This window comes from Pseudomarimonas salicorniae (assembly GCF_023156535.1).
Lineage (GTDB): Bacteria > Pseudomonadota > Gammaproteobacteria > Xanthomonadales > Xanthomonadaceae > Pseudomarimonas > Pseudomarimonas salicorniae.
The window spans coordinates 296,520-319,522 of the sequence record NZ_JALNMH010000002.1; the positions used below are offsets into that span (position 1 = coordinate 296,520).

The 23,003-nt window shown below is 70.5% G+C and carries 14 protein-coding genes; 11 read left to right on the plus strand and 3 right to left on the minus strand.

All coding sequences use genetic code 11. The annotated features are described in order from the left end of the window. The first annotated feature begins 42 nt into the window (after nt 1-42). From gspL to mazG, 7 genes are read left to right on the plus strand one after another with little or no spacing between them, the layout of a single operon-like run. Nucleotides 43-1,182 (plus strand): type II secretion system protein GspL, encoded by a 1,140-nt coding sequence (gspL, locus tag M0G41_RS03760; protein WP_248205174.1) that lies wholly within the window; start codon nt 43-45, stop codon nt 1,180-1,182. Further along, nucleotides 1,179-1,658, plus strand: a complete 480-nt coding sequence (gene gspM, locus M0G41_RS03765) for a type II secretion system protein GspM (RefSeq protein WP_248205177.1) — start codon at nt 1,179-1,181, stop codon at nt 1,656-1,658. The genes gspL and gspM overlap by 4 nt, the downstream gene beginning before the upstream one ends. A 35-nt stretch (nt 1,659-1,693) precedes the next feature. Next, nucleotides 1,694-2,458, plus strand: a complete 765-nt coding sequence (locus M0G41_RS03770) for a type II secretion system protein N (RefSeq protein WP_248205181.1) — start codon at nt 1,694-1,696, stop codon at nt 2,456-2,458. Between the two features lie 9 nt (nt 2,459-2,467). Continuing rightward, on the plus strand, nt 2,468-3,259 hold the full coding sequence (locus tag M0G41_RS03775) for an inositol monophosphatase family protein (protein WP_248205182.1): 792 nt from the start codon (nt 2,468-2,470) through the stop codon (nt 3,257-3,259). Continuing rightward, on the plus strand, nt 3,256-3,810 hold the full coding sequence (nudE, locus tag M0G41_RS03780; protein ID WP_248205186.1) for an ADP compounds hydrolase NudE: 555 nt from the start codon (nt 3,256-3,258) through the stop codon (nt 3,808-3,810). The genes M0G41_RS03775 and nudE overlap by 4 nt, the downstream gene beginning before the upstream one ends. Then, nucleotides 3,807-4,610 (plus strand): 3'(2'),5'-bisphosphate nucleotidase CysQ, encoded by an 804-nt coding sequence (gene cysQ / locus M0G41_RS03785; protein WP_248205187.1) that lies wholly within the window; start codon nt 3,807-3,809, stop codon nt 4,608-4,610. The genes nudE and cysQ overlap by 4 nt, the downstream gene beginning before the upstream one ends. Before the next feature lie 31 nt (nt 4,611-4,641). Further along, nucleotides 4,642-5,454, plus strand: coding sequence for a nucleoside triphosphate pyrophosphohydrolase (gene mazG / locus M0G41_RS03790; RefSeq protein ID WP_248205193.1), 813 nt, complete (start codon nt 4,642-4,644; stop codon nt 5,452-5,454). Nucleotides 5,455-6,512: 1,058 nt separating this feature from the next. Here the strand turns inward: mazG and M0G41_RS03795 are convergent. Continuing rightward, nucleotides 6,513-8,372 carry a S8 family serine peptidase gene (locus M0G41_RS03795; RefSeq protein ID WP_248205196.1) on the minus strand — a complete coding sequence of 620 codons (1,860 nt, stop codon included), beginning with the start codon at nt 8,370-8,372 and terminating at the stop codon, nt 6,513-6,515. Between the two features lie 407 nt (nt 8,373-8,779). After that, entirely contained in the window at nt 8,780-11,299 is a 2,520-nt protein-coding gene (locus tag M0G41_RS03800; protein ID WP_248205199.1) for a S8 family serine peptidase, read from the minus strand. A 357-nt stretch (nt 11,300-11,656) separates the two neighbouring features. Between M0G41_RS03800 and M0G41_RS03805 the strand changes: the two genes are divergently transcribed. From M0G41_RS03805 to recD, 4 genes are read left to right on the plus strand one after another with little or no spacing between them, the layout of a single operon-like run. Beyond that, nucleotides 11,657-11,962: an Mpo1-like protein gene (locus M0G41_RS03805; protein ID WP_248205203.1), complete on the plus strand. Its 306-nt coding sequence runs from the start codon at nt 11,657-11,659 to the stop codon at nt 11,960-11,962. A 10-nt stretch (nt 11,963-11,972) separates the two neighbouring features. Beyond that, nucleotides 11,973-15,305, plus strand: coding sequence for an exodeoxyribonuclease V subunit gamma (locus M0G41_RS03810; protein WP_248205207.1), 3,333 nt, complete (start codon nt 11,973-11,975; stop codon nt 15,303-15,305). Continuing rightward, nucleotides 15,302-18,787 carry a UvrD-helicase domain-containing protein gene (locus M0G41_RS03815; protein WP_248205210.1) on the plus strand — a complete coding sequence of 1,162 codons (3,486 nt, stop codon included), beginning with the start codon at nt 15,302-15,304 and terminating at the stop codon, nt 18,785-18,787. Before M0G41_RS03810 ends, M0G41_RS03815 begins: the two co-directional genes overlap by 4 nt. Beyond that, complete coding sequence (gene recD / locus M0G41_RS03820) at nt 18,784-20,541, plus strand: exodeoxyribonuclease V subunit alpha (RefSeq protein WP_248205213.1); 1,758 nt, start codon at nt 18,784-18,786, stop codon at nt 20,539-20,541. The genes M0G41_RS03815 and recD overlap by 4 nt, the downstream gene beginning before the upstream one ends. 872 nt (nt 20,542-21,413) lie before the next feature. Here recD and M0G41_RS03825 read toward each other — a convergent pair. Continuing rightward, the gene (locus tag M0G41_RS03825) at nt 21,414-22,952 is read right to left on the minus strand and encodes an aminotransferase class V-fold PLP-dependent enzyme (protein WP_248205217.1); all 1,539 of its coding nucleotides are present in this window, start codon (nt 22,950-22,952) and stop codon (nt 21,414-21,416) included. Between the last annotated feature and the right edge of the window lie 51 nt (nt 22,953-23,003).

Below are 23,003 nucleotides of genomic sequence, written 5' to 3' on the forward strand. Positions count from 1 at the left end.
AAGCCCGGGTTACACTGCGGGGCTTTCCCGCCAGGGCCATCCATGTCGCACCACCACCTCGTTCGCTGCCTGCCCGACGGCACCAGCGAATGGCTGTCGCTGAACCGCGAGGGACGCATCCTGTCCGGGCCGCAGCCCGGCCTGCCGTCCTCGCCGGCCGAGCGGACCAGCCTGGTGCTGCCGGCCGAACAGGTGCTCTGCCTTTCCGCCCCGCGCGTGGCGCGCAGCCCCGCGGCCCTGGCCCAGGCCCTGCCGTATGCCATCGAGGAGCAGCTGGCGGCACCGGTGGAGTCCCTGCACGTCGCCTTCGACGCAGCGGCCGCCGGCGACCGGGTGCCGGCCGCCGTGGTCGATGCCGAGGCCCTGCGCCGGCGGCTCGACGACCTCGCCGAGTCCGGACTGGCCGTCGATGCCTGCCACGCCGAATGGCAGCTGCTGCCGGGCGAGGGCAGCCGGATCTGGCTGGAGCGCGGCCGCGTCCTGCTGGTCGACGAGCGCCGCGCCCTTTGCCTGCCCGAGGCGGACCTGCCCGCGCTCGGCGACTGGCTGCGCGACCAGGGGTTCGATCCGCAGGCCCTGTCCCGCTTCCGCGCCGACGGCGCCGCGGCGCCCGGCGAGCAGCCGGTCGATGCGCCGCTGGCGACGCTTGCGGCCCAACTGGGGCGGCGTCCCTTCAATCTGCTGCAGGGCAGCTTTGCGCCGCGCCGCCGCTCGCAGCGCCAGCAGACCCTGTGGCGTCTGGCCGCGGCCTTCGTGCTGGGCGCGCTGGCCCTTGGCACCGCCCTGCCGCTGGTCGAGCGCGGCATGCTGGAGCGGCACGTCGAGTCCCGGCAGGCCGAGATGTCGCGTCTGCTGCAGCAGGCCGTGCCCTCGGTCACGCGGGTGGTCGACCCGGTGGCCCAGATGCGCACCGCCCTGCGCCAGACCGGCGCCGGCAGTGACGGACTGGAGCTGCTCACCCGCGTGGCCCCTCTGCTCGCCGGCGGCACGCGGACCACGCTCGACGCCGTGGAGTATCGCGCCGGTACCCTCGAGATGACCGTGATCGCCGCCGATGTGGCGACCCTGGATGGGCTGCGCGAGCGGCTGGTGCAGCAGGGACTGAAGGCCGAGCTGACCGCGGCCAATCCGGGTTCGCAGGGCGTCGAGGGCCGGCTGCGGATCAGCGGGGGTGGAGCATGAGGGCCTGGTGGCAGGGTCTGGCCGAGCGCGAACGCCGCCTTGTCCGCTTCGGCGCCGGGCTGGCCCTTTTGATGCTCTGGTTCGGACTGCTGTTCGCCCCGGCCCGCGAGGCCCGTGATCAATGGCGGCAGCGTGCCGAGTCCGCCGATGCCGCGCTGCGCTGGATGCAGGCCGCGGCCAGCCAGCTGTCGGCGCGACCGGCCGCGCCGGCAGCGCTTGACGACCGTCGCTCGCTGCTGGCGCGGGTCGACGAGGGCGCACGCAGCGCCGGCCTCGGCACCTCGCTGCTGCGGGTCGAGCCACTGGCCAACGGCCGCGTCCGCATCCAGCTTCAGGCCGCGCCCTTCGACCAGACCATGGACTGGCTGCAGCCGCTGCGCGCCCAGGGCGTCCAGGTCGAGGAGCTGTCCGTGCAGCGCAGCACCGGCGTCGGCCTGGTCGATGCGCGGATCACGCTGGCCGCGCCGGGCGGCTAGGACAACGATTCAATCTGTTCAGGAGACATGGCTCGATGAAGTTCATCAAGGCGCTGCTGCTGGTGATCCTGCTCCTGCTGGCGCTGGCCGCGCTGGCGATCTTCCTGTTTCCCGCCAGTACCGCGATCAGCTGGATGGGCGGTCGCCTCGGACCGGTCCAGCTCGAAGAGGTGGGCGGCACGATCTGGGACGGCCATGCCGGTCGGGCCACGGCCTTCGGCGAGGACCTGGGCCGCCTGCGCTGGACGGCCAGCCCGATCAGCGCCCTGCGCGCGGCGCCGCGGGTGAATCTGGAGCTGGAGGGCGAGCGCTACCAGGGCAGCACGCTTGCGGTGCTGCACGGCGCGCTGTCGATGGACCTGGCCGATGCGAAGTTCCGCTTCCCGGCGGAGAAGCTGCGCCCGGCGCTGGACGTGCCCGGCCTCGTGCCCACCGGCACGGTCGAGGTCGACCTGCCCAGCGCGAACATCGTCGGCGGCTATCCGCGCTCGCTGCGCGGCGAGGCGATCTGGCGCGACGCGGCGGTAGCCGGCGAGGCCGCGGCTGCGCTGGGCGACATTAAGGCCGAGTTCCGCACCACGGCCGATGGGGCGATCACCGGTGTGATCAGCGACCTCGGCGGCCCGCTCAAGGTCGAGGGCAGCTTCCGCTTTGCGCTTACCGGCTATGAGGCCGAGGCCCTGCTGACCCCGCGGGGCAGCAATCTGGCCCTCGACAAGGCCCTCAACCACATCGGCGAGCGCCAGCCGGACGGCAGCGCCTACCTGACGATCACCGGCTCGATGCTGCCGATCCGCTAGCCTTTGCCCATGAACCTCGACGACGCCTTCCTTGACCATGCGCTGCAGGTCGCCCGCCAGGCGGTCGACGCCGCGGCGCAGGTGATCCATGGCCACTATCGCAGCGAGACGCTCGGCGTGGAGCACAAGGCCGACGACTCGCCGGTGACCCGCGCCGATGTCGAGTCCGAGCAGGCCATCCGCCGGGTCCTGCTCGGCGCCTTTCCTGACCACGCCATCTACGGTGAGGAGGAGGGGCGTCGCGGCGACAGTCCTTTCCTCTGGCTGGTCGATCCGATCGACGGCACCAAGAGTTTCGTTCGCAGCTACCCGATGTTCAGTACCCAGGTCGCGCTGATGGTCGGCGACGAGCTGGTGCTGGGCGTGTCCTGCGCCTCCGAGTTTGGCGAGACCGCCTGGGCCCGGCGCGGCGGCGGTGCCTTCCTCGACGGCCGGCCGGTCCGCTGCGCCACCACCGAGGGCTGGAACCGGGCGACCCTGTCCACCGGCAACCTCAAGTCGCTGGCCACCGGGCGTGGATGGCGGCAGCTTGGCGAGCTGGTTCCGAAGTTGCATCGGATCCGCGGCTACGGCGACTTCTTCCACTACCACCTGCTGGCCCGTGGCTCGATCGACCTGGTTCTGGAGTCCGACGTCAACATTCTCGACATCGCCGCGCTCACCGTGATCGTCCGCGAGGCCGGCGGCGTGTTCACCGATCTCGACGGCCAGCCGCCCGGGCTTGCCACCACAAGCGTGCTGGCCGGCGTGCCCGACCTGCATGCCCGCGGGCTGGACCATTTCAGGAACTGGCGCGCATGAAGCCGCTGCCGACCGTGCATGGCCAGGAGGACCTCGACTTCGGCGGGCGGTTCAAGGTCGAGCGCCTGGATCTCGAGTTCAGCAACGGCGCCCGGCGCATCTACGAGCGGATGAAGCCACGCGGCCGCGGCGCGGTGATCGTGGTGCCGATGCGGGACGCCGACACCGTGCTGCTGGTCCGCGAGTACGCCTGCGGCGTGCACCGCTATGAGCTGGGCCTGGTCAAGGGGCGCATCGACCCCGGCGAAACGCCGGAGCAGGCTGCCGACCGCGAGCTCAAGGAAGAGGCCGGCTACGGCGCGCGCAAACTTGAGGTGGTGAGGGCAATGACCCTCGCTCCGACCTACATGAGCCACCAGACCCATCTGGTGCTGGCCAGCGACCTGTACCCCGAGAAGCTCGAAGGCGACGAGCCCGAGCCCCTCGATGTGGTCCCCTGGCGGCTCGATGCCCTGGATGAGCTGATGCTGCGCGAGGACGTGTCCGAGGGGCGCTCGCTGGCGGCCCTGTTCATCGCCCGCGAACTGTTGTGGAAGAGGAGCAAGGCATGAGCGAGCCGGCCACCGTGCAGGCCCTGCTGGAACCGGTCATCGGCCTGGTGCACGAGGCCGGCGAGGCGATCATGGCGGTCTACGCCGAGGACTTCGACGTCGAGCACAAGGACGACCGTAGCCCGCTGACCGCCGCCGACCGCGCCGCCCACGGCATCCTCGACGCCGGTCTGGTAGCGCTGGCAGGCGGCTATCCGGTGCTCAGCGAGGAGTCCGCCCATATCCCCTGGGAGACCCGGCGTGGCTGGCGGACCTACTGGCTCGTCGACCCACTCGATGGTACCCGTGAGTTCGTCAAGCGAAACGGCGAGTTCACCGTCAACGTCGCCCTGATCGACGACGACCGGCCGGTGCTCGGCGTCGTCTATGCGCCGGCGCTGGGTTACCTCGCCTACGCTGCGGCCGGCTGCGGCGCCTTCCGTCGCGCCGCCAACGGTCAGGACATCGCCCTTTCCACCCGGCCGCAGTCCGCCGGCCCGCTGCGCGTCGCCGCCAGCCGTTCCCACCTCGACGAACGCACGCTCGCCCTGCTCGAGCGGGTCGGCGAGCACGAGCGCATCGGCCTCGGCTCCTCGCTGAAGTTCTGCCGCATCGCCGAGGGTCAGATCGACCTCTACCCGCGCTTCGGGCCGACCTCGGAGTGGGACACGGCGGCCGCGCAGTGCCTGCTCGAGGAAGCCGGGGGCGCGGTGATCAAGGTCGATGGCGAGCCGCTGCGCTACAACACCAAGGACAGCCTGCTGAACACCGACTTCCTGGCCCTGGCCAGCCGCGACCTGCCATGGCGGAACTGGGTGTGATGGGCTCGTTGACCCGCAGGGCCCCTGCCCGATGAGTGACGCCGCCGATCAACTCGAGCGCCTGATCACCATCATGGCCGCCCTGCGCGACCCCGAGGGTGGCTGCCCCTGGGATCTCGAGCAGGACTTCGCCAGCATTGCCCCGTACACCATCGAGGAAGCCTACGAGGTGGCCGACGCCATCGAGCGCGGCGACATGGGCGATCTTCGCGAGGAGCTGGGCGACCTGCTGCTCCAGGTGGTCTTCCACGCGCAGATGGCCCGGGAGCGCGACGCCTTCGACCTCGCCGACGTAGCCCGGGCGATCAGCGACAAGATGGTCGCCCGCCATCCGCACGTGTTTGGTGACGTGGAGATGCGCGATTCGGCCGAGCAGACCGAGGCCTGGGAGCAGGGCAAGGCCGCCGAGCGCGCGGCCAAGGGGGAGACGGACGACAGCGCACTGGCCGGCATCGCACGCGGTCTGCCTGAGTGGATGCGCGCGATCAAGCTGCAGAAGCGCGCGGCGCGGGTGGGCTTCGACTGGCCCTCGCCCGATCCCGTCTTCGACAAGCTGCATGAGGAGATCGACGAGCTGCGCGCGGAGTTCCGCGCCGAGGACCCGGGTCGCCTGGAGCGCCTCGAGGACGAGCTGGGCGACGTGCTCTTCGTGGCCGCCAACCTGGCCCGGCACGCCGGCGTCGATCCCGGCCGCGCCCTGCGTCGCGCCAACGCCAAATTCGAGCGGCGCTTCAGGCGCATGGAAACCCTCGCCCGCGAGCGCGGCATCGAGCTCGCCGCCCAGCCTCTCGCCGAGCAGGACAAGCTCTGGGACGAAGCCAAGCGCGAGGAGCGCAAAGGTTAGGGCGCTTGCGCGCCTTCAAGAGGGAGCGACCCAGAGCCCGCTTGGGGCGCATATTTGCCGTTCGCCCTGGCCGGCGAATAGGGCCTTCTTTCTGGATCCAGAGCCGGATCAAGATCAACATCAAGGGCATTTCGAACCGTCCTTCGGCCGGCCCGAGTCACTTCTCTTTGCGTGCCCAAAGAGAAGTAACCAAGAGAAAGGGCACCCCGGTCAGGCGCCTTCCGGGCTTCCTGCCCTCCAGGTTCGCGTGCGGGCTCCGGGGTTTTTCGACAGCACGTCCTTGTCCTGGCGAAAAACACGCGCGCATCGTGCGCGCGTCCCTGCGGGCTCCTGCTGGGCATGGCCATCCTGGCCATGCTTATTCCAGCAGGTCCGGCCACGGGCATTCCGTGCCCGTGGCGTTCGCCGGGGCGACGCATGCGTCGCCTTTGTCCGGCTCACCCTCCACCCGCCCGCCGCCAGACAGGGGCCCCGTTGATCGGCCTTCCTGGCCGCACAGCCCGTGGACCGACCGGGCAAGGCTTTTCAGGCGGCGTGTCGCGGAACGTGGCCCTCGAATCTCGAAAACCTCATTGCGCGTGGGTCCCGTGTGCAGCGCCGAGTAGCGCAGGAAGCCGGCGGGGAAAGGCGTGGATGTTTGAGCGCAGGGATGCGCGAGTTCACGCCGGCCGCCGGGTTCCGAGCAACGCAGGGCACCGGCATTGCGCAGCAATGACGGCGCGGAAGTCGGGTCGGCTTCTCTTTGGTTACTTTCTCTTACGGCGGACCTCCTGTCCGCCGCCCTTCGGGCCGCCTGCGGCGTTCGGCCGCGCTCCTGCGCGGCTCGTGCCGATCAAGAGAAAGTGACTCGGGCCGACCGCAGGTCGGTCTGAAAGCTCTTGATCCTGTTCTTGATCTGGCTTCGCCCGAAAGGCCCATCTCGCCGGCCAGGGCGAACGGCAAACTTGTGCCCATACCTAGCATCGACCCGATCAGATGCCTGATCCCGCTATCCCGCGGCAGATGCAGGAAGGCCCGGCAATCGCCGGGCCTTCCTGGGTCACGCTGTATCGCTTCGACTAGAACTGCAGGCTCCAGTCGTCGATGTAGCCGGTGTCGCCGCGTGCGGCGTCGCGGACGCGCAGCTTCCAGGTGCCGTTGGCGGACACCGAGGAGGCATTGATCGTCCAGCTCTGCTGCAGGTTGTCGGCGCTGCCGCCGCTGCGGTTGTGCAGGTTGGCGGTCGCGCCGTTCGGGGCCACCAGATCGACCACCAGGTCACCGCGGTAGGTGTGCTTGATGTCCACCGTCACCACGAGATCTGAAGGCGCATTGCCGGAGAGCCCGCTGACCGTGATCGGACTTTCCACCGTGCGGTAGTCGGAGATCGTGTAGTTGCTGGTGTTCTCGAAGAAGGTGGTGCCACCTCCGCCGCCGGGCGGATCATAGCTGCCGACCAGGCTGACGCCGGAGAAGCTCGTGTAGCCACGAACCAGCACGTGGTAGGTGCCCGCTTGCGGGCTGGTGAAGCTGCAGCTCTCGGTGCTGCTGCTGGTCCAGGAACGGCAGTCGTAGCTGCTGGTGGTCGGGGCCGAGCCGAAGCGCACGTACAGGTCGGCGTCGCCCGAGCCGCCACTGGTCAGGAAGTCCAGATTGCTGGCCCCGGCCGGCACGTCGAGGGTGAAGCGCTGCTCGCTGCCGGCACCACCGGACAGGCCGGTCACCGGCACGTTGTTGGTCAGCGCGCCGCCGCCACCTCCGCCACCGCCACCCCCGCCGCCGCCGCCGCCACCACCGCCGTTGAGAGCGGAGATCGCAGCAGGGATATCGACGAGGCCGTAGCCATAGAAATTGTCGCGACCGCTGCTGCCAAGATCCTCGGCGCTGGCATTGATCGCGTTGCGCACGTCGGCGTTGCTCGCGCTGAGGTCAGAGCTCCAGACCACCGCGGCGGCGCCGGCCACATGCGGGCTGGCCATCGAAGTGCCGTTGAGGCTGCTGTAGCCGCTGCCGTACGTGCTCTCCACATTGACGCCCGGCGCGGAGATCTCCACCTGGCTGTTGTACTGCGAAAAGCTCGCGCGCGCCTTCGAGCTGTTCACCGCCGCCACCGACACGACGCTCGAGTACGAGGCGGGATAGCTGAACGACGAGTTGCCGCCGTTGCCGGCCGCGGCGATGGATAGCACGCCCTGGTTGTACAACGACTGGAAGCCGTTGGACTCGGTGCTGTTCGAGCCGCCGCCGCCGAGGCTCATGTTGATCACCAGCTTCTTGCCAGCGCTGTCGGCGGCGCTCTTGCAGCGATTGGCCGCGTTGATCAGGTCGGAGGCATAGGTCCACTGGCACTGCGAGCCGGAGAACACCTGCACGAAGTACATCGAGAGCGGGCCCGGCGCCACGCCCACCACGCCCTTGGTGTTGTCCTGGGCGGCGATGGTGCCGGCGACGTGGGTGCCGTGGCCGCAGGCATCGCTGCTCCAGCCGCTCGGATAGCCACCGCGGATGTCGAGGCCGGCGAAGTCCTCGTGGCTCGCGTTCACGCCCGAGTCGATCACGCAGACCATGACGCCGTTGCCGGTGTGGCCCTGCGCCCAGGCGCTGGGCGCGCCGACCAGGTTGATGCCATAGGGCGTGGACTGGGCCAGCGAGTAGCGCTTGGGGTCGGGCTCGACCGACTTCACGCGCGGATCTTTCTTCAGAGCATGCAACTGGGTCTTGCTGAGGGTCATGGCGATGGCGCCGAGATCCTCGAATTCGTGGTGCACCTTGGCCGTGGCCCCGGCGAGCTTGCCAGCCAGCGAGTCGGTCATCAGCTTGGCGGAGACCCCCTCCTCCAGCTCGACGATATAGCGCTGCCCCCCCTGGGCCGACGTCGCACCGGCCATGGCCAGCGCGATGCCAGCCCACAACACACTTCTGCGTACTGCCTTGTTCACTTGCTACCCTCCAGCGTTAAGCCGGACGCCCCTGATGCAACCCGCCCGGCGTGAGTGGATCGATTGGTGGAGGGGTGACCCTACCAGCGCTCAACGGGCGTTCATACTTCCTTCAGCCATCGGGAGGTTCCCCAGTCGGGGCCTCCGAATCACCCCGTGTCAATCACTTGGATGGTTTCGAGCGAAAGCGCAAGCGATCTATTTGCCAGATAAGCGGTAGATATTTAGCGATAAACGGTTGCCGCCTTCACGTTCTGCTCGGCTGGGGCGTGGGACAGGTGTCGCCTGCGGGGCGGGCGAACAGGGCGACGCAGGCTGTTTCGCGACCACTGGCAAAGATGGCGCTCGCGCCACGACGAAGACCCGGCCGGGGCCGGGTCTTCGCTTTACGCTGTGGAACGGAGTGCTTAGAACTGCAGGCTCCATGCGTTGATGTAGCCGGTGTCAGCCCGGGCACGGTCGCGCACCTTCAGCAGCCAGGTGCCGTTCGCCGCCTCGCTGGAGGCGTTCACGGTGTAGGTCTGGATGATGTTGTCGGCGCTGCCACCGGTGCGGTTGTGCAGGTTGTACACGCTGCCGTCCGGAGCGATCAGGTCCACGATCAGGTCGCCGATATAGGTGTGCCGGATGTCCACCGCGACCTTCAGGTTGGTCGGTGCGTTGCCGGTCCGGCCGCTGACGGTGATCGGACTGGTGATGCCGGTGGAGTTGTTGTCGGGGATGGCGTAGTCCGCGGTGTTCTCGAAGAACGTGGCGCCACCTCCGCCACTCGGCGGGGTGAAGTTGCCGACCAGGCTGGCGCCGGAGAAGGTCGAATAGGCGTTGACCAGTACGTGGTAGGTCCCGGCCTGCGGGCTGGCAAAGCTGCAGCTCTCGGTGTTGCCCGAAGCCCACGAGCGGCAGTCGTAGCTCCCAGTGGTCGGCGCCGAACCGAACTTCACGTAGAGGTCCGCATCTCCGCTGCCACCGGACAGGTTGAACGACAGGTTGGTCGCACCAGCAGGCACCACGAGGGTATAGGCGAGCTGCGTGCCGGTCGCGCCCGACAGGCCGTTAACGGGCACGCCGTTGCTCAGCACGCTGCCGCCACCGCCGCCGGCGGAGTCGGTGGTCGCCTGGGCGATGCCGCTGTAGTTGCCGTTGTTGCCGGCGCCGTCATAGGCACGGACGCGATAGCGGTAGGTGGTCGCCGCGGTCAGCCCGGTGTTGCTGTAGCTGGTCGACGTGGTGGTGGCGATCTGGGCGAAGTTCGAGCAGCTAGCGCCCGAGCAGCGCTCGATCTTGTAGCCGGCCAGACCCGAGCCACCGGTATCGGTGGCCGCAGACCAGGACAGCGAGACTGCCGAGGTTCCGGCGGACGAAGCCGAGAGACTGGCGACGGTGCTGGGCGGCGTGGTGTCGGGCGCCGGGCCGGCCAGGGCGGCGATCGCGTTCGGAATCCGCACCAGGCCGAAGCCGAAGCTGGTATCGCGGCCGGCGGTACCGAGGTCCTCCGCCGTGGAGGTCAGGGCGTTGCGCACGTCGAGGGCAGTAGCGGACAGATTCGAACTCCACACCACGGCGGCCGCGCCGGCCACGTGCGGAGTGGCCATCGATGTGCCGTCCAGCGGCGAGTAGGCGCTGGTGTTGTTGTTGGCGATGGTGCTGACGGTCGCGCTCTGGCCCAGTCGCGAGGCCACGATCTCCTGGCCGTCCTCCTGCGACATGGCCACCGAAGGAATGGTGGTCTGCGTGGGTGAGGACAGGGTGCCACCGAAAGTGCCGGGAGCATTGTTGTAGACGATGGCCGCCGTGCCGCCGCCGGTCTGCGCGTTGACCACCTTCTGCTCGAAGCTAATGTTGCCGCGCTGGCACAGGACGACCTTGCCAGACCACGATCCCACGGTCTCACAGGTGCCGCCGTTGACGATGGCGCCGCTGCGGGTGAGCTGGGGCGTGTTTGTCATGGCGGTGACGCTGTAGGCCGCGCCGCCGACGCTGGTGGTCGCCGAGGCGATCGGGTAGGTGCTGAGCACCCCGACGCCGGGACCGGAGATCTCGACCTGGCTGTTGAATTGCGAGAAGTCGGCCTTGGCCTTGTTCGAGTCGATCGCGGCGACCGACATCACCGCATCATAGGACGCCGGGTAGCTCAGCGAACTGTTGCCGTCGTTGCCAGCAGCGGCGATGGACAGCACGCCCTGGTCAAGCAGCGACTGGAAGCTGTTGCGCTCGGTGGTACTCGAGCCCGAGCCGCCGAGCGACATGTTGATGACCAGCTTCTTGCCCGCGGCGTCGGCCGCGGTCTTGCAGCGGTTGGCCGCGTCGATCAGGGTCGAGGCGTAGTTGAGGCCGCAGTTGGCGCCGCCGAAGTAGCGGACGATGTAGAGCGAGACGACGCCCGGGCTGACGCCCACCACGCCGACGTTGTTGTCCTGGGCAGCGACGGTGCCGGCGACATGGGTTCCGTGGCCGCAGGTGTCGGTGTTCCAGCCGCTCGGATAGCCGCCGCGGATGTCGACGCCGGCGAAGTCCTCGTGGTCGGCCTTCAGGCCGGAGTCGATCACGCAGACCATGACGCCGTTGCCGGTGTGCCCGCTGGCCCAGGCGCTGGGCGCGCCGACCTGGGCGATGCCGTAGGGCTGGGTCTGCGCCATCGGGTAGCGCTCGGGGTCGATCTCGATCGACTTCACCCGCGGATCGCTGCGCATGGCGGCGAGCTGGGCCTTGGACAGGGTCATGGCGATCGCGCCGAGGTCCTCGAATTCGTGGTGGACCTTGGCGGCCTGCCCGGCCACCTTGCCGGCAAGCGCGCCGGTCATCTGCTTGGCCGAGACGCCCTCTTCCAGCTGGACGATGTAGCGGTGGCCGTCGGCCGCCGATACCGTCCCCGCCATGGCCAGGGAAATCCCGGCCGCCAACACGCCGATACGCACTGCTTTCTTCACGAAACGATCCCCAGCTCTTGGGCCGTAGGTCCCCTCCCAGGGTCCGCCGGCGGTGAATGGATGAAACGACGTGGGCGGAAACTAGCAGTGTTCGCGTGGTGTTCAGTTTTTCTTCAGGTATCGGGAGTTCCCCGAGCCGACGCGCGTGGCCCATGCTGCTTCAACCACTTGCGAATTCGTGATGAGACGCGCAGTTCTGCGCGACTCATGACGAACGGTGCTTTTTTGCCGACTAACGGCTGTTCTCTTCACAATACGGAGCTCTTCGTTTCCGACCTGTTCAGTTTTCTTGCGCAAACCGGCGCGGGCTTGCCCCCCCGGGTACGGGCCGCAACAATGGATTGAAGGGAGGTCCCCATGGCCCGCTTCGACAACTTCGCCGCCTTCTATCCGTACTACCTGCAGGAGCACAGCAACCGCACCTGTCGCCGCCTGCACTTCGTCGGCAGCGCACTGGTGCTGGGGGTGCTGCTGGCGGTGCTGATCGGCTCGCTGTCGCCCTGGTGGCTGCTGTCGATCCCGCTGATCGGCTACGGGTTCGCCTGGGTCGGCCACTTCTTCTTCGAGCACAACCGGCCTGCGACCTTCAAGCATCCCTGGTACAGCCTGATGGGCGACTGGGTGATGTTCCGGGACATGCTGACCGGTCGCATTCCGTTCTGACCTGCACCCGGTGGAGTCGAGCGAGGTACCCGGCAACGGGCTGATCGTCTACCGCGCGAGCCGCCTCGAGGCCCTGCTCGAGCCGCTGCATGCCCTGCTCGCGGCGGCTCCGCCCGACGGCCTGCTGCAGCCGGCCGAGCTGATCACCGCGCATCCGGGCATGCGTCGCTGGCTACTCAACCGACTCGCCGAGGCCGGCGGCCGCTACGGCATCGCGGCCAATATCGACATCGATCTGCCCGGGCAGTGGATCGACCGGCTAAGCCGGCGCTGGCAACCCGGCCTGTCCGATGCGCAGTCGGCCTACGGCACCGATGCGCTGCGCTGGCGCCTGTTCGAGCTGGCCGGCGCGATCAGCGACGGGAACATCGAGGCGCCGCGTCTGGCCGAGTACCTGGATGCCGATCCCGCCGGCCCGCGCCGCTGGCAGCTGGCCGCGGCGCTGGGCGAGCTGTTCGGGCGCCTGCTGGTCTACCGGCCGGACTGGCTTCAGGCCTGGGCCCGCGGCCAGCAGCCGATCGAGGGCGCTGGCGAGCTGCCGGCGCTGTGGCGAGCCCTGCGCGAGCGGATCGGCAGCCCGCACCGCAGCGAGCGCCACGCCGAGCTGCTGCGCGCGGTGGCCGAGGCGCCCGGCGGCGATGCCCCCCTGCACGTCTTCGGCCTCAGCCATCTGCCACCGCGGCACCTCGACGTGCTGCGCGCGGTGTCGCGCAAACGCCTGGTGGTGATGTACTGCCCCGACCCCTGCGTCGAGCACTGGGCCGGCCTTGGCAACGAGCGCGCCCGGCTGCGCCAGCTGCTGGAGGCACCGGCCGGTCCGGAGGTCGCCCTGCTCCATCTGGAAACCGGTCATCCGCTGCTGGCCAGCCTGGGCCGCCTCGGGCAGCAGTTTGGTGCCCTGCTGGCGGCCGCGGAAGAGGACATCGTCATCGACGTCCGTCACAGCCTGGATGCCGAGCCGCAGCGCGGCGCCCTCGGGAGCCGCCTCGGCCGCCTGCAGGAGAGCATCCGCCGGCTCGATGCCGGCCTGGTCGCGGCGGACTCGGATCGCGGCGACGCCTCGCTGCGCCTGCACCGCTGCCACAGCCGCTGGCGCGAACTGGAAGTGCTGCGCGATGCCCTGCTCAAGGCGCGCGTCGACCTGCCCGACCTGCGGCCGTCGGAGATCGCGGTGCTGGCGCCCTCGATGGCCGACTACCTGCCCCTGCTCGGCGCGGTGTTCGGCCCGGCGGGCAGCGCCGACACGCCCCTGCCCTATCACGTGGCGGATCTGCCCATCGGCCGCAGCCATCCGCTGCATCTGGCCTGGTTCGACCTGCTGCAGCAGGCGCGGCAGCGGAGCACCGCGCCGGGGCTGATGGCCCTGCTGCGCCTGGGGGCAGTGCGCCGGGCGCTGGACCTCGACGAGGCGGACCTCGAATCCCTGCAACACGGCCTCGGCGCCGCCGCCGCAGCGCTCGGACTCGACGGCGAGGCACGCGCCGACGAGGGGCTGCCGCCTCTGGAGGCGCACACCCTCGGCTGGGGGCTTGATCGGCTGTGCCTTGCCTACGCCCTGGGCGACGAGGAGGGCGAACCGGCCCTGCTCGATGGCCTGCGCCCGTCCGGCGCGCCGGACGAGGGCGACGCCCACGCGCTGGGCGCACTGTATCGCCTGCTGTCGGCGATCAAGCGGCTGCGCATCGAGGCCGGCTCGCCGCGCCCGGCCGGACGCTGGATCGACCTGTTCAGGCGCCTCTGGCAGTCGCTGTTCCGCGTCGATCCCGCCCTGCGCGACGAAGTCGATTCCGAGGACGCCCTGCTCGAGTGCCTGGCCGGCGCGCAGCGCGCCATCGCCGATGCCGGGGTCGACCCGACGATGAGCCATGCCCAGGCCATGGCCATGCTCGACGGCCTGCTCGCCCAGCTGGGAGGGCGCGGCGCCTTCCTGCATGGCGGCATCACCTTCTGCGGCATGGTTCCGCAGCGTGCCCTGCCCTACCGGATGATCTGCGTGCTCGGAATGTCGGAGAGCGACTTTCCGCGCCGCCCCACGGCGGTGCTGGGCGACCCGATGCCGCGGCATCCGCGGATCGGCGATCGCGACGTGGTCAGCGACGACCGCTTCCTGTTCCTCGAGACCCTGATGTCGGCCCGCGATCGCCTGCACCTGTCCTGGGTCGGCGAGGACCCGCGCGACGGCAGCGCCCGCGAGCCCTCGCCGGTGCTCGGCGAGCTGATCGGCCTGCTGCAGTCGGTCGCCGGGGCCGAGCCACGCGAGGCCTGGCTGATCGAGCATCCGCTGCAGCCTTTCGATGTGCGCTACGCCCGCGACCCGGCCGCCCGCGAGCCGCTGCACAGCTTCGGCCCGATCTGGCGCCCTGCGCCGGTACCCGTCCCGGGCGACGGGGCAGAGCTGCCGGAGCCGGCAGCGGCCGCGCTGCGCATCGAATCGCTGCGCGGCTGGCTGCGCAATCCGGCCCAGGAGCTGCTGCGCCAGCGCTGGCGCATGCCGATGCGCGGCCTGGATACCGAGACCCTGCCCGCCGACGAGCCGCTGGATACCCGGCTCGATGCCCGTGAGGCGCTCTGGCGCCCCCTGCTCCAGCAGGCCCTGGTCAGCGGCCGGGCGCCGCCCGATGAGCCCGACGAGATCCTGCTCGCCTCTGGCCAGCTCCCGCCGGGCCGCCCCGGGCGGATGGCCTACGCCCGCCAGGCCGCGATCGCACGCGCCCTGTTCGAGGAGTCCGCCGGCCTGCCCTGCTTCGCCCTGCCCTCGCAGCGCCTCGTCCCGGACCTTTCGTTCGAGCTCGAAGGCCAGACCATCGAGGGCCGCCCTGGCCCGGTCTGGCGCTGCGGCAAGGTGCTCTGGCTGGTCGAGTTCGCCGACGAACCGAAGCGTTTCAAGGGGCTGTCGGGTCGGCTGGACCTCGCCCTGCGCGCCGCCCTGCTTGGCCTCTGCCTGCAGCCCGGAGAGGCCCTGCAGGTGCTGCGCCTGGCTCCCGGCAAGCAGGACAGCTGGGCGGCGACGCTTTCGCTCGAGGCCTCCGATCTGACCGTGCGGCGCGCCGGTCTTGAACAGGTCGTTTCCACGATAGCCCGATCCTGGGAGGCGGCCCTGCGCGAGCCGCTGGCCTACTTCCCCAAGGCCAGCCAGGCCTTGCTCGAGGACGGCGACATCGCCGGCGCCTGGCTTGGCAGCGACCGGCAGACCGGCGAGCGCGACTGGTCGCCGGGCTATGCCTGGCTGCTGGCCGGAGAGCGCGAATTCTGGGACGCACGCGACCCGGCCAGCCCGCTCTTCGCCGAGACCGCCCGGCGACTGGCCGCCCTGCTGGCGCCGGGACCGGAGCGCGGCGCATGAGCCTTGACTGGCGAAACCTGCCGCTCGAGGGCCGGGTGCTGGTCGAGGCCAGCGCCGGCACCGGCAAGACCTGGACGCTTGCCATGCTCTACCTGCGCCTGCTTCTGGAGGGTGGGCACGCGCCCGAGGCGATTGCCGTCACCACCTTCACCGAGGCCGCGGCGCAGGAGCTGCGCGGACGCATCCGGGCCCGGGTCCGCGAGGCGCTGGACGTGCTGCAGGGGCGTCCTTCCGGCGATGCCGCGCTGGACGCGTACCTCAGCGGCCTGCCGACCGCGCCGTCCCGGCTCGCCCCGCGGCTCAAGCTCGCCCTGCTCGACCTCGATCGCGCGCCGATCGGCACCCTGCACAGTCTCTGCCTTGGCGTACTGCGGGAGTTTCCGCTGCTCACCGGCAGCGATGTGCTTGGGCTGACCCTGGTCGACGAGCCGGCCCTGCGCCGCGCGCTGATCGATGACATCTGGCGCGAACGGATGCAGTCGGAGCAACAGGCCGATGCGCTGACCACCTGGCTGCTGCGCAAGGGCCGGACCTTCCTGCAGTCGACCCTGCCGGGCCTGCTCCAGGCCGGCATCGAGGTGCGCCGGCCAGACGCCGCGGCGCTGGCCGACTGCGCCCTGCTCGACGAAGCCGCCCGGGCGCCGGCGCTGCGCCGGCTGGTCGACGACGGCAGCCTGTACAGGCGCGCCAACGCCGCGGTCCGCACCGAGCTGCGCAAGCTGGCCGAGCGGCTGGAGCTGGGCGAGGACGAGGCCGAAGCGAACCACAAGTTCCCCCGACTTGCCGAGGGACACGCCTCGCTGGAATCGCTGGCCGATCAGTTTGCGGACGGCGCGCTGGAGCGGCTGGGCGGCGACCCGGACTTCCGGTTTGCCCTGCGCGCCGGCGCGGCGGCCATGCAGGCGCGGCGCCTGCTCGGCGGCGCTGCCCTCGCCGAGTGCCGCGAGCGCCTGCTGGGCCTTCGCCAGCAGCGGCTGCAGCAGAACCGGTCAATCGGCTACGACGACATGGTCGAGCGCGTGCATGCAGCGGTGCTGGCCGCCGACGGCGAGCTGGCCGAGCGCCTGTTCGCACGCTGGCCGGTGGCCCTGATCGACGAGTTCCAGGACACCGACCCGCGCCAGTACGCGATCTTCGACCGATTGTTCCGCGGCGCGGACGGCCGGCCGCGCGGCTGCCTGCTGATGGTCGGCGACCCCAAGCAGGCGATCTACGCCTTCCGCGGCGGCGACATCCATACCTATCAGCGGGCCGCGGCGGCCAGCGACCAGCGACTGAGCCTCGCCACCAACCACCGCGCCAGCCGCGAGATGGTTGCCGCGCTCAACGAGCTGTACGCGCAGGGCGGTGACGGCTTCCGTATCCCGCCGGGGCCCGGTCATTTCGGCTATGTCCCGGTCCGCCCCAGCAACCGCCGCGACGACGCGCCCTGGCGCGACGACGGCCGGCCACTCGCTCGTCCGCTGCGTCTGCACGTGCTGCCATCCGAGGACGATCCGCAGAAGGCGCCGCTGCGCGTCGAGCGCGCCATCGACTCCTGCGCCGCGCTGATCGCAGAGACCCTCACCCGCGGCGACCAGCGCATCGGCGATGCGCCGCTGCATGCCGGTCGCATCGCCGTGCTGCTGCCGCGGCACAGCGATGTCACCGCGATGCGCGAGGCCCTGCGCCGCCGCGGCATCCCGAGCAGCGGCGCAGGGCGAAGCGATGTGTTCACCACCGAATGGGCCCGCGCCCTGCAGCTGCAGCTCTGGTCCTGGCTCAATCCGGAGGACGGCGACGCCCTGCGCGAGGTGCTGCGCTCGCCCCTCTATCGTTGGCCGCTGTCCGCCCTGCATCCCGCAGCCCAGGATCCGGGGCTGCTGGCCGCGGCGCATCGCGCCAATGCCGCCCAGGCCGAGCGCTGGCGACGCGCCGGCATCCAGGCCGCGATCGGCGCCCTGGTCGACGCGCGCTGCGCCGACCTGCTTGCCGAACCCGGTGCCGGCGAGCGTGCCCTGACCGACCTGCGCCACCTCGGCGAGCTGCTGGCCGAAGCCGAAGCCGCCGGCCAGCGCGGCGAAGCCCTCTGGCACTGGCTGGCGGCGCAGCGCGAGCAACCCACGCAGGATGCCGACACGCGCCAGCTGCGCATCGAATCGGACGGCCGCCGGGTTCGCCTGATGACCCTGCATGCCAGCAAGGGACTGGAGTTCGACTGGGTCCTGCTGCCCCTGATGTGGAACCACACACCGCGTTCCATCGACTGGCCGGTGGCCTGGGACGAGTCGGCCGGCCAGCGCGTACTCGACCTGGGCAGCCCGCAGTGGGCCGAGGCGGCCGAGGCCGCCGCCCGGGACGATCAGCGCGAGCGCCTGCGCGTGCTCTACGTGGCCCTGACCCGCGCCGTGTACCGCTGCGACGTCTGGGCCATGGACCCCGAGCGCCTGGCCCATGCGCGGGCCAGGAGCCCCCAGGACGAAGCCGTGCGCAGCGCGCTCGACCTGCTTCTGGCGCCGCTGTTTGCAAGGCCCGATGCGGCCGCCCTCGAACAGGTGGCCTGGCTGCCGGGCTGGCCGGAAGGCGATGCGCGCCTCGGCGCCGAGTCGGACGCCAGCGCCCTGCCCGACTGGCCACCCGTCCCGGGCGCCCCGGTGCTGGACAGCCTGGTCAGCTTCTCCAGCCTGACCCACCAGCGGCGCAGCGAGACCCGGGGTGCCCAGGACGAGGTCGAGGCCGCCGCCGACCCCGAGCCCGCCCCGCCGCATCCGACCCTGCTTGAATGGGAACCGCTGCGCGGCGCGACCGTCGGCAACGCCCTGCACGCCATCCTCGAGCGTCGCGCGATCGGCCGGACGCTGGCCGAGCAGCCGGCGCTTGTCGAGGCCTGCCTGCGCGAGCAGGGCTGGCCGCCGGCGCATCGCGACGCTGTTTGGCGGGCACGGGTGACCGAGCGCCTGGACGCCGCCCTCGACACAGACCTGGGCGAGGGTATCCGGCTGGCCGCCCTGCCCGCGGCGGCCCAGCGCGCCGAGATGGACTTCCGCATGCGCCTCGATGCGGTGTCCTTCGCGCGACTGAAGGAGGCGCTGGGCGACCTCGGTGAATCGCGCCTGCTGCCCGCCTCGGTGCCGCTGCGCGCGGTCAGCGGCCTGCTCAGCGGCAAGATCGACCTGGTCTTCGAGCACGCCGGCCGGCTGCACGTCGCCGACTACAAGAGCAACCGCCTCGGCCCGGCCGTGGATGACTATCTGGGCGGCTCGCTGGAGCGGGCCATGGACCACAGCGGCTACCGCTTCCAGGCCCTGCTCTACACCCTGGCCGTGCACCGCTACCTGCGCCAGCGGCGACGCGACTACGACCCGGGCACCCACCTCGGCGAGAGCTGGTACCTGTTCCTCCGCGGAATGGGCCTGGCCCCCGGCGCCGGCGTCTGGCGGCGGCCGTTCGAGCCCGCCCTGATCGAGGCCGTCGATGCCGTGTTTGCCGGAGACGCGCAATGAATCGCCTGTCCCTGCTGCCCTTTGAGCCCGTGCCGGCGCCCGAGGACGGCTGGCGCCCCGAGGAGCGCATGCTGGCCAGCTGGATCCGCGGCCACGGCGGCAGCGAGGCCCTGGCCGCGGTCGCCGCCTGGCTGCGCCGCGCCGAGTCGCAGGGCGACAGCTGCCTGCCGCTGGGCACGCCGCAGCGCTGTGGCAGTCCGGGCTGGGACGCAGCGGTAATCGACACCCTGCGCGGCGAGCGTCTGGTCAGCGATGGCGCCGCGCGCGCCCCGCTGGTGATCGACGCCGCCGGGCGCTGCTACTGGTGGCGCAGCTGGCGCCATGAGCTGCGCATCGCCAAGGTGCTGGGCGCCCGGCTGCAGGTACCGGCCGCGGATGACACCCGGGCCGCCCTGGTCGAGCGCCTGTTCGCCGGCAGCGATGCCGCCCATGACCAGGCCCAGCGTCGCGCCGTGGCCGCCGCCGACGCTCCGCTGCTGGTGCTGACCGGCGGCCCGGGCACCGGCAAGACGCGCACCGCGCTGCGCTTGCTGCTGATGCGCCAGCTGCTCGCCGACCGGGCCGGCCGCGGCGAACCTCTGCGCATTGCGCTGGCCGCGCCCACCGGCAAGGCCGCGCACCGACTTAATGAATCGCTGCAGCAGGGCGCCGAGCAGATCGTCGCCCTCGATCCGCAGCTCGGCGAAACCTGCGCCCGGGTCCTCGCCCAGCCGGCCCGCACCGTCCACCGGCTGCTCGGCTGGTCGCCCTCGATGCGGCGCTTCCGGCACGGCATCGAGGAGCGCCTGGCGGTCGACCTGGTCCTGCTCGACGAGGTCTCGATGCTTGACCTCGGGACACTGCGAGCGGTCTGCGATGCCCTGCCTGAGAACGCCGGTCTGGTCCTCTTGGGCGATGCCGAGCAGCTCAGCTCGGTGGCCAGCGGATCGGTGCTGGACGATGTCGTGCAGGCGCTGGAGGGCCGCGTCGGCGGTCCGGTGGTGCGCCTCGACCACGGCTTCCGAAGCGATGCCGCGCTGATGCCGGCGCTCGGCGCGGCGCGGCAGGGCGATGCCGACGGCCTGCTGATGCTGTGCCGCGAAGAGGCCGCGCTGGACTTCCGGCCGCTGACCGATGCCACCGGCCTCTCGGCGCGCCTCGATGCCTGGGCCGGGCAGCTGGTCGAGACGATCGCGCCGCTGGCCGCCGGCCGCGGCGAGCCGGCCGCGCGCGCCCTGCTCGCCGCCTGGCAGCGCCAGCAGCTGCTCTGCGCCCTGCGCGAGGGACGCTTCGGCGCCGCGGCCGCCGCTGAACATATCGATACGCTTATACGCGAGGCGCTCGGCCATCCCCCCGAGTCCCGCCTGTGGGCCGGGCGCAGCGTGATCGTTCTGCGCAACGACTACAGCCGCGGCCTGTTCAATGGCGACCTCGGCGTCCTGCTGCCCGGTGACGACGGCCAGCTCCGCGCCTGGTTCGCTCCCGCCGGCAGCGACCCCGCCCTGCGCGCCTTCGCCCCCGGCGACCTGCCCGAGCATGCCTCGGCCAGCGCGCTCACCGTGCACAAGGCCCAGGGCTCGGAGTACGACCGCATCGCCCTGATCCTGCCGCCGAACCCGGCCCTGGCCCTGCTCGACCGCCAGCTGGTCTACACCGCCCTTTCCCGCGCCCGCCACGGATTCGAACTCTGGGCCGACGAACCCACCCTCCGCGCCGCCCTCGCCCGGCGCAGCCTGCGCCAGGGCGGACTGCGCGAGCGCCTTATGCGCGCGTAGGGTGCGCGGAGCGAAGGCGCGTTTCGCGGGAATGCACCCGTCGCGGGAAATTGGTGTTATGGGGTCTCGGGCAATCCTCGCGCACTGCGGGGTCGTGACCACTGCATGTGGCCGTGAGGCTGACCGGCTCCTGCCAAGCTCAATGACCGGCGTTGCCGGTGCGCATGACAGCCACGGGCAAGCGCACTGCCCAGCCCTGGCAGCAAGCTGACGGGCTGATATCGACCCAGAACGCGCGTTCGTTGACGTGTGCTTTGGGCGCCAAGCAGACCTTCCGCAGGACCCGCCTGTAGGAGCCAGCTTGCTGGCGATCATCCCATTCGGGGCGCCTATCGCCAGCAAGCTGGCTCCTACACACGCATCGGCGCTGCCAGGTCCGGTTTGCTCCGCAAAGCAGACCTTGCCGCAGTCAAATTTTGGGAGCGCCCTTGGGCGCGACCGCGACACTACGCATTCACCACAGACCGCGGCCAGAGCGGATTTCCGCGGTCGCGCCCTTGTGCGCTCCTACAGTCGGGCTTCGTTGGGCGTCAGCGAAGGCTCATCGGGTGCGCCTTGGGCGCACCGATACGGGCGTTCGGACGGTGCGCCCGGTGCGGCTAGCCGCACCCTATGAATGTCTGCTTCGCGCCCAGATTTCGCTTCTGCAAACGCTCGCTCCCGGCCGAACTCGGCCGGTCAGACCACTGCCCGATGTGGTCAGTCGAGCCTCCGGACAGGGTCGGAGTTGCGGGCGAAGGCGCGGGTGGCGAAGCCACCGTTGCCGCGTAGCGGCCGAACCCTATCCCCTGAGCCCTGAGCCCTGAGCCCTGAGCCCTGAGCCCTGAGCCCTGAGCCCTAGGCCCTGAGCCCTAGGCCCTAGCCCCTGAGCCCTACCCAGCCACCAGCCTGCAATCGCCCAGATCTGGATACGGCTGCTCGAACGACTTGTGGTGATATTCGCCCGACCCTGCATCAAAGCGGTAGTCGTCCTTCCAGGCGTGGTAGTGGCGCATCACCTCATGGATGGCGTGGGCGATGTAAGCGGCTTCCTCGTCGGTCATGGTCGGGTGCAGCGAGACGCGCACCCAGCCGGGCTTGTTGCTGAGGTCGCCGGCGTCGATCTCGCAGGTGATCTTCTGCGAGGTCTGGGGGTCGACCCCGAGCAGGATGTGCCCGTAGGTGCCGGCGCAGGAACAGCCGCCGCGCACCTGCACGCCGAAGCGGTCGTTGAGCAGCTTGACGATCAGGTTGTGGTGCTTCTCCAGCGAGTAGAAGGAGAAGATGCACAGGCGGTCGTGGCGCTGCGGTTCGAGCAGCTGGATGCCGGGCTGGCTCAGCAGCTCGCGGAGGAAGATCGACTTCAGCTCCTCCTCGCGGGCATGGATGCGGTCGACGCCCATCGCTTCCTTCAGGCGGATCGCCAGCGCGGCGCGGATGGTCTGCAGGAAGCCCGGCGTGCCGCCGTCCTCGCGCGCCTCGATGTTGTCGACGAATCGGTGGCCGCCCCAGGGATTGGTCCAGGCCACGGTGCCGCCGCCCGGTGTGTCCGGCACCTTCAGCCGGTAGAGCGAGGCGTCGAAGACCAGCACGCCGGACGAGCCCGGACCGCCGAGGAACTTGTGCGGCGAGAAGTAGATCGCGTCGAGCTTCTCGGCCGGGTCGGCCGGATGCATGTCGATCGGCACGTAGGGCGCCGAGGCGGCGAGGTCGACGAAGCACAGCCCGCCGTGGGCGTGCATGATCGCCGCCATCCGGTGGTAGGGAGTGACGATGCCGGTGACGTTGGAGCAGCCGGAGAAGGCGCCGATCTTCAGCGGTCGGTGGGCGTGCTCGCGGAGGATCTGCTCGAGGTGGTCGAGGTCGGGATTGCCGTCCGGCTTGCGGCGGATGATCTCGACGTGGACCGCGCACTCCTCCCAACTGGTCTGGTTGCTGTGGTGCTCGAGGTGGGTGACCACCACCAGCGGCTTCTCCTCGTCGCAGAACGCCACCCTGTCGCACAGCTGCTCGGGAATGCGCAGGCCGAGCATGCGCTGGAACTTGTTGACCACGCCGGTCATGCCCGAGCCCTGGGCGATCAGCACGTCCTTGGGGCCGGCATTGACGTGGCGCTTGATGATGCACTGCGCCTGGTGGTACGCGCGGGTCATCGCCGTGCCGGTCAGCGTGGTCTCGGTATGGGTGTTGGCGACGAAGGGGCCGAGGGTGTCGCGAAGATAGTCCTCGATCGGACCGTACAGGCGGCCGCTGGCGGTCCAGTCGGCATAGACCACGCGGCGGGCGCCGCCCGGAAGCGGATGGACCAGATCGTTGCCGATTACGCCGGGGCGGAAGCGGGCAAACCAGGCCTCAAGCTCGCCCGGACTGCGCGATCCATTGGCAGCGGTGTCGTCCCGGTGCGGTACCGGGTGCGGAATGGCGGCGGACATGAGCGTTCTCCCTCCGTGTCCGGCAGGTGCCGGTCATTGTCGCGGATTTCG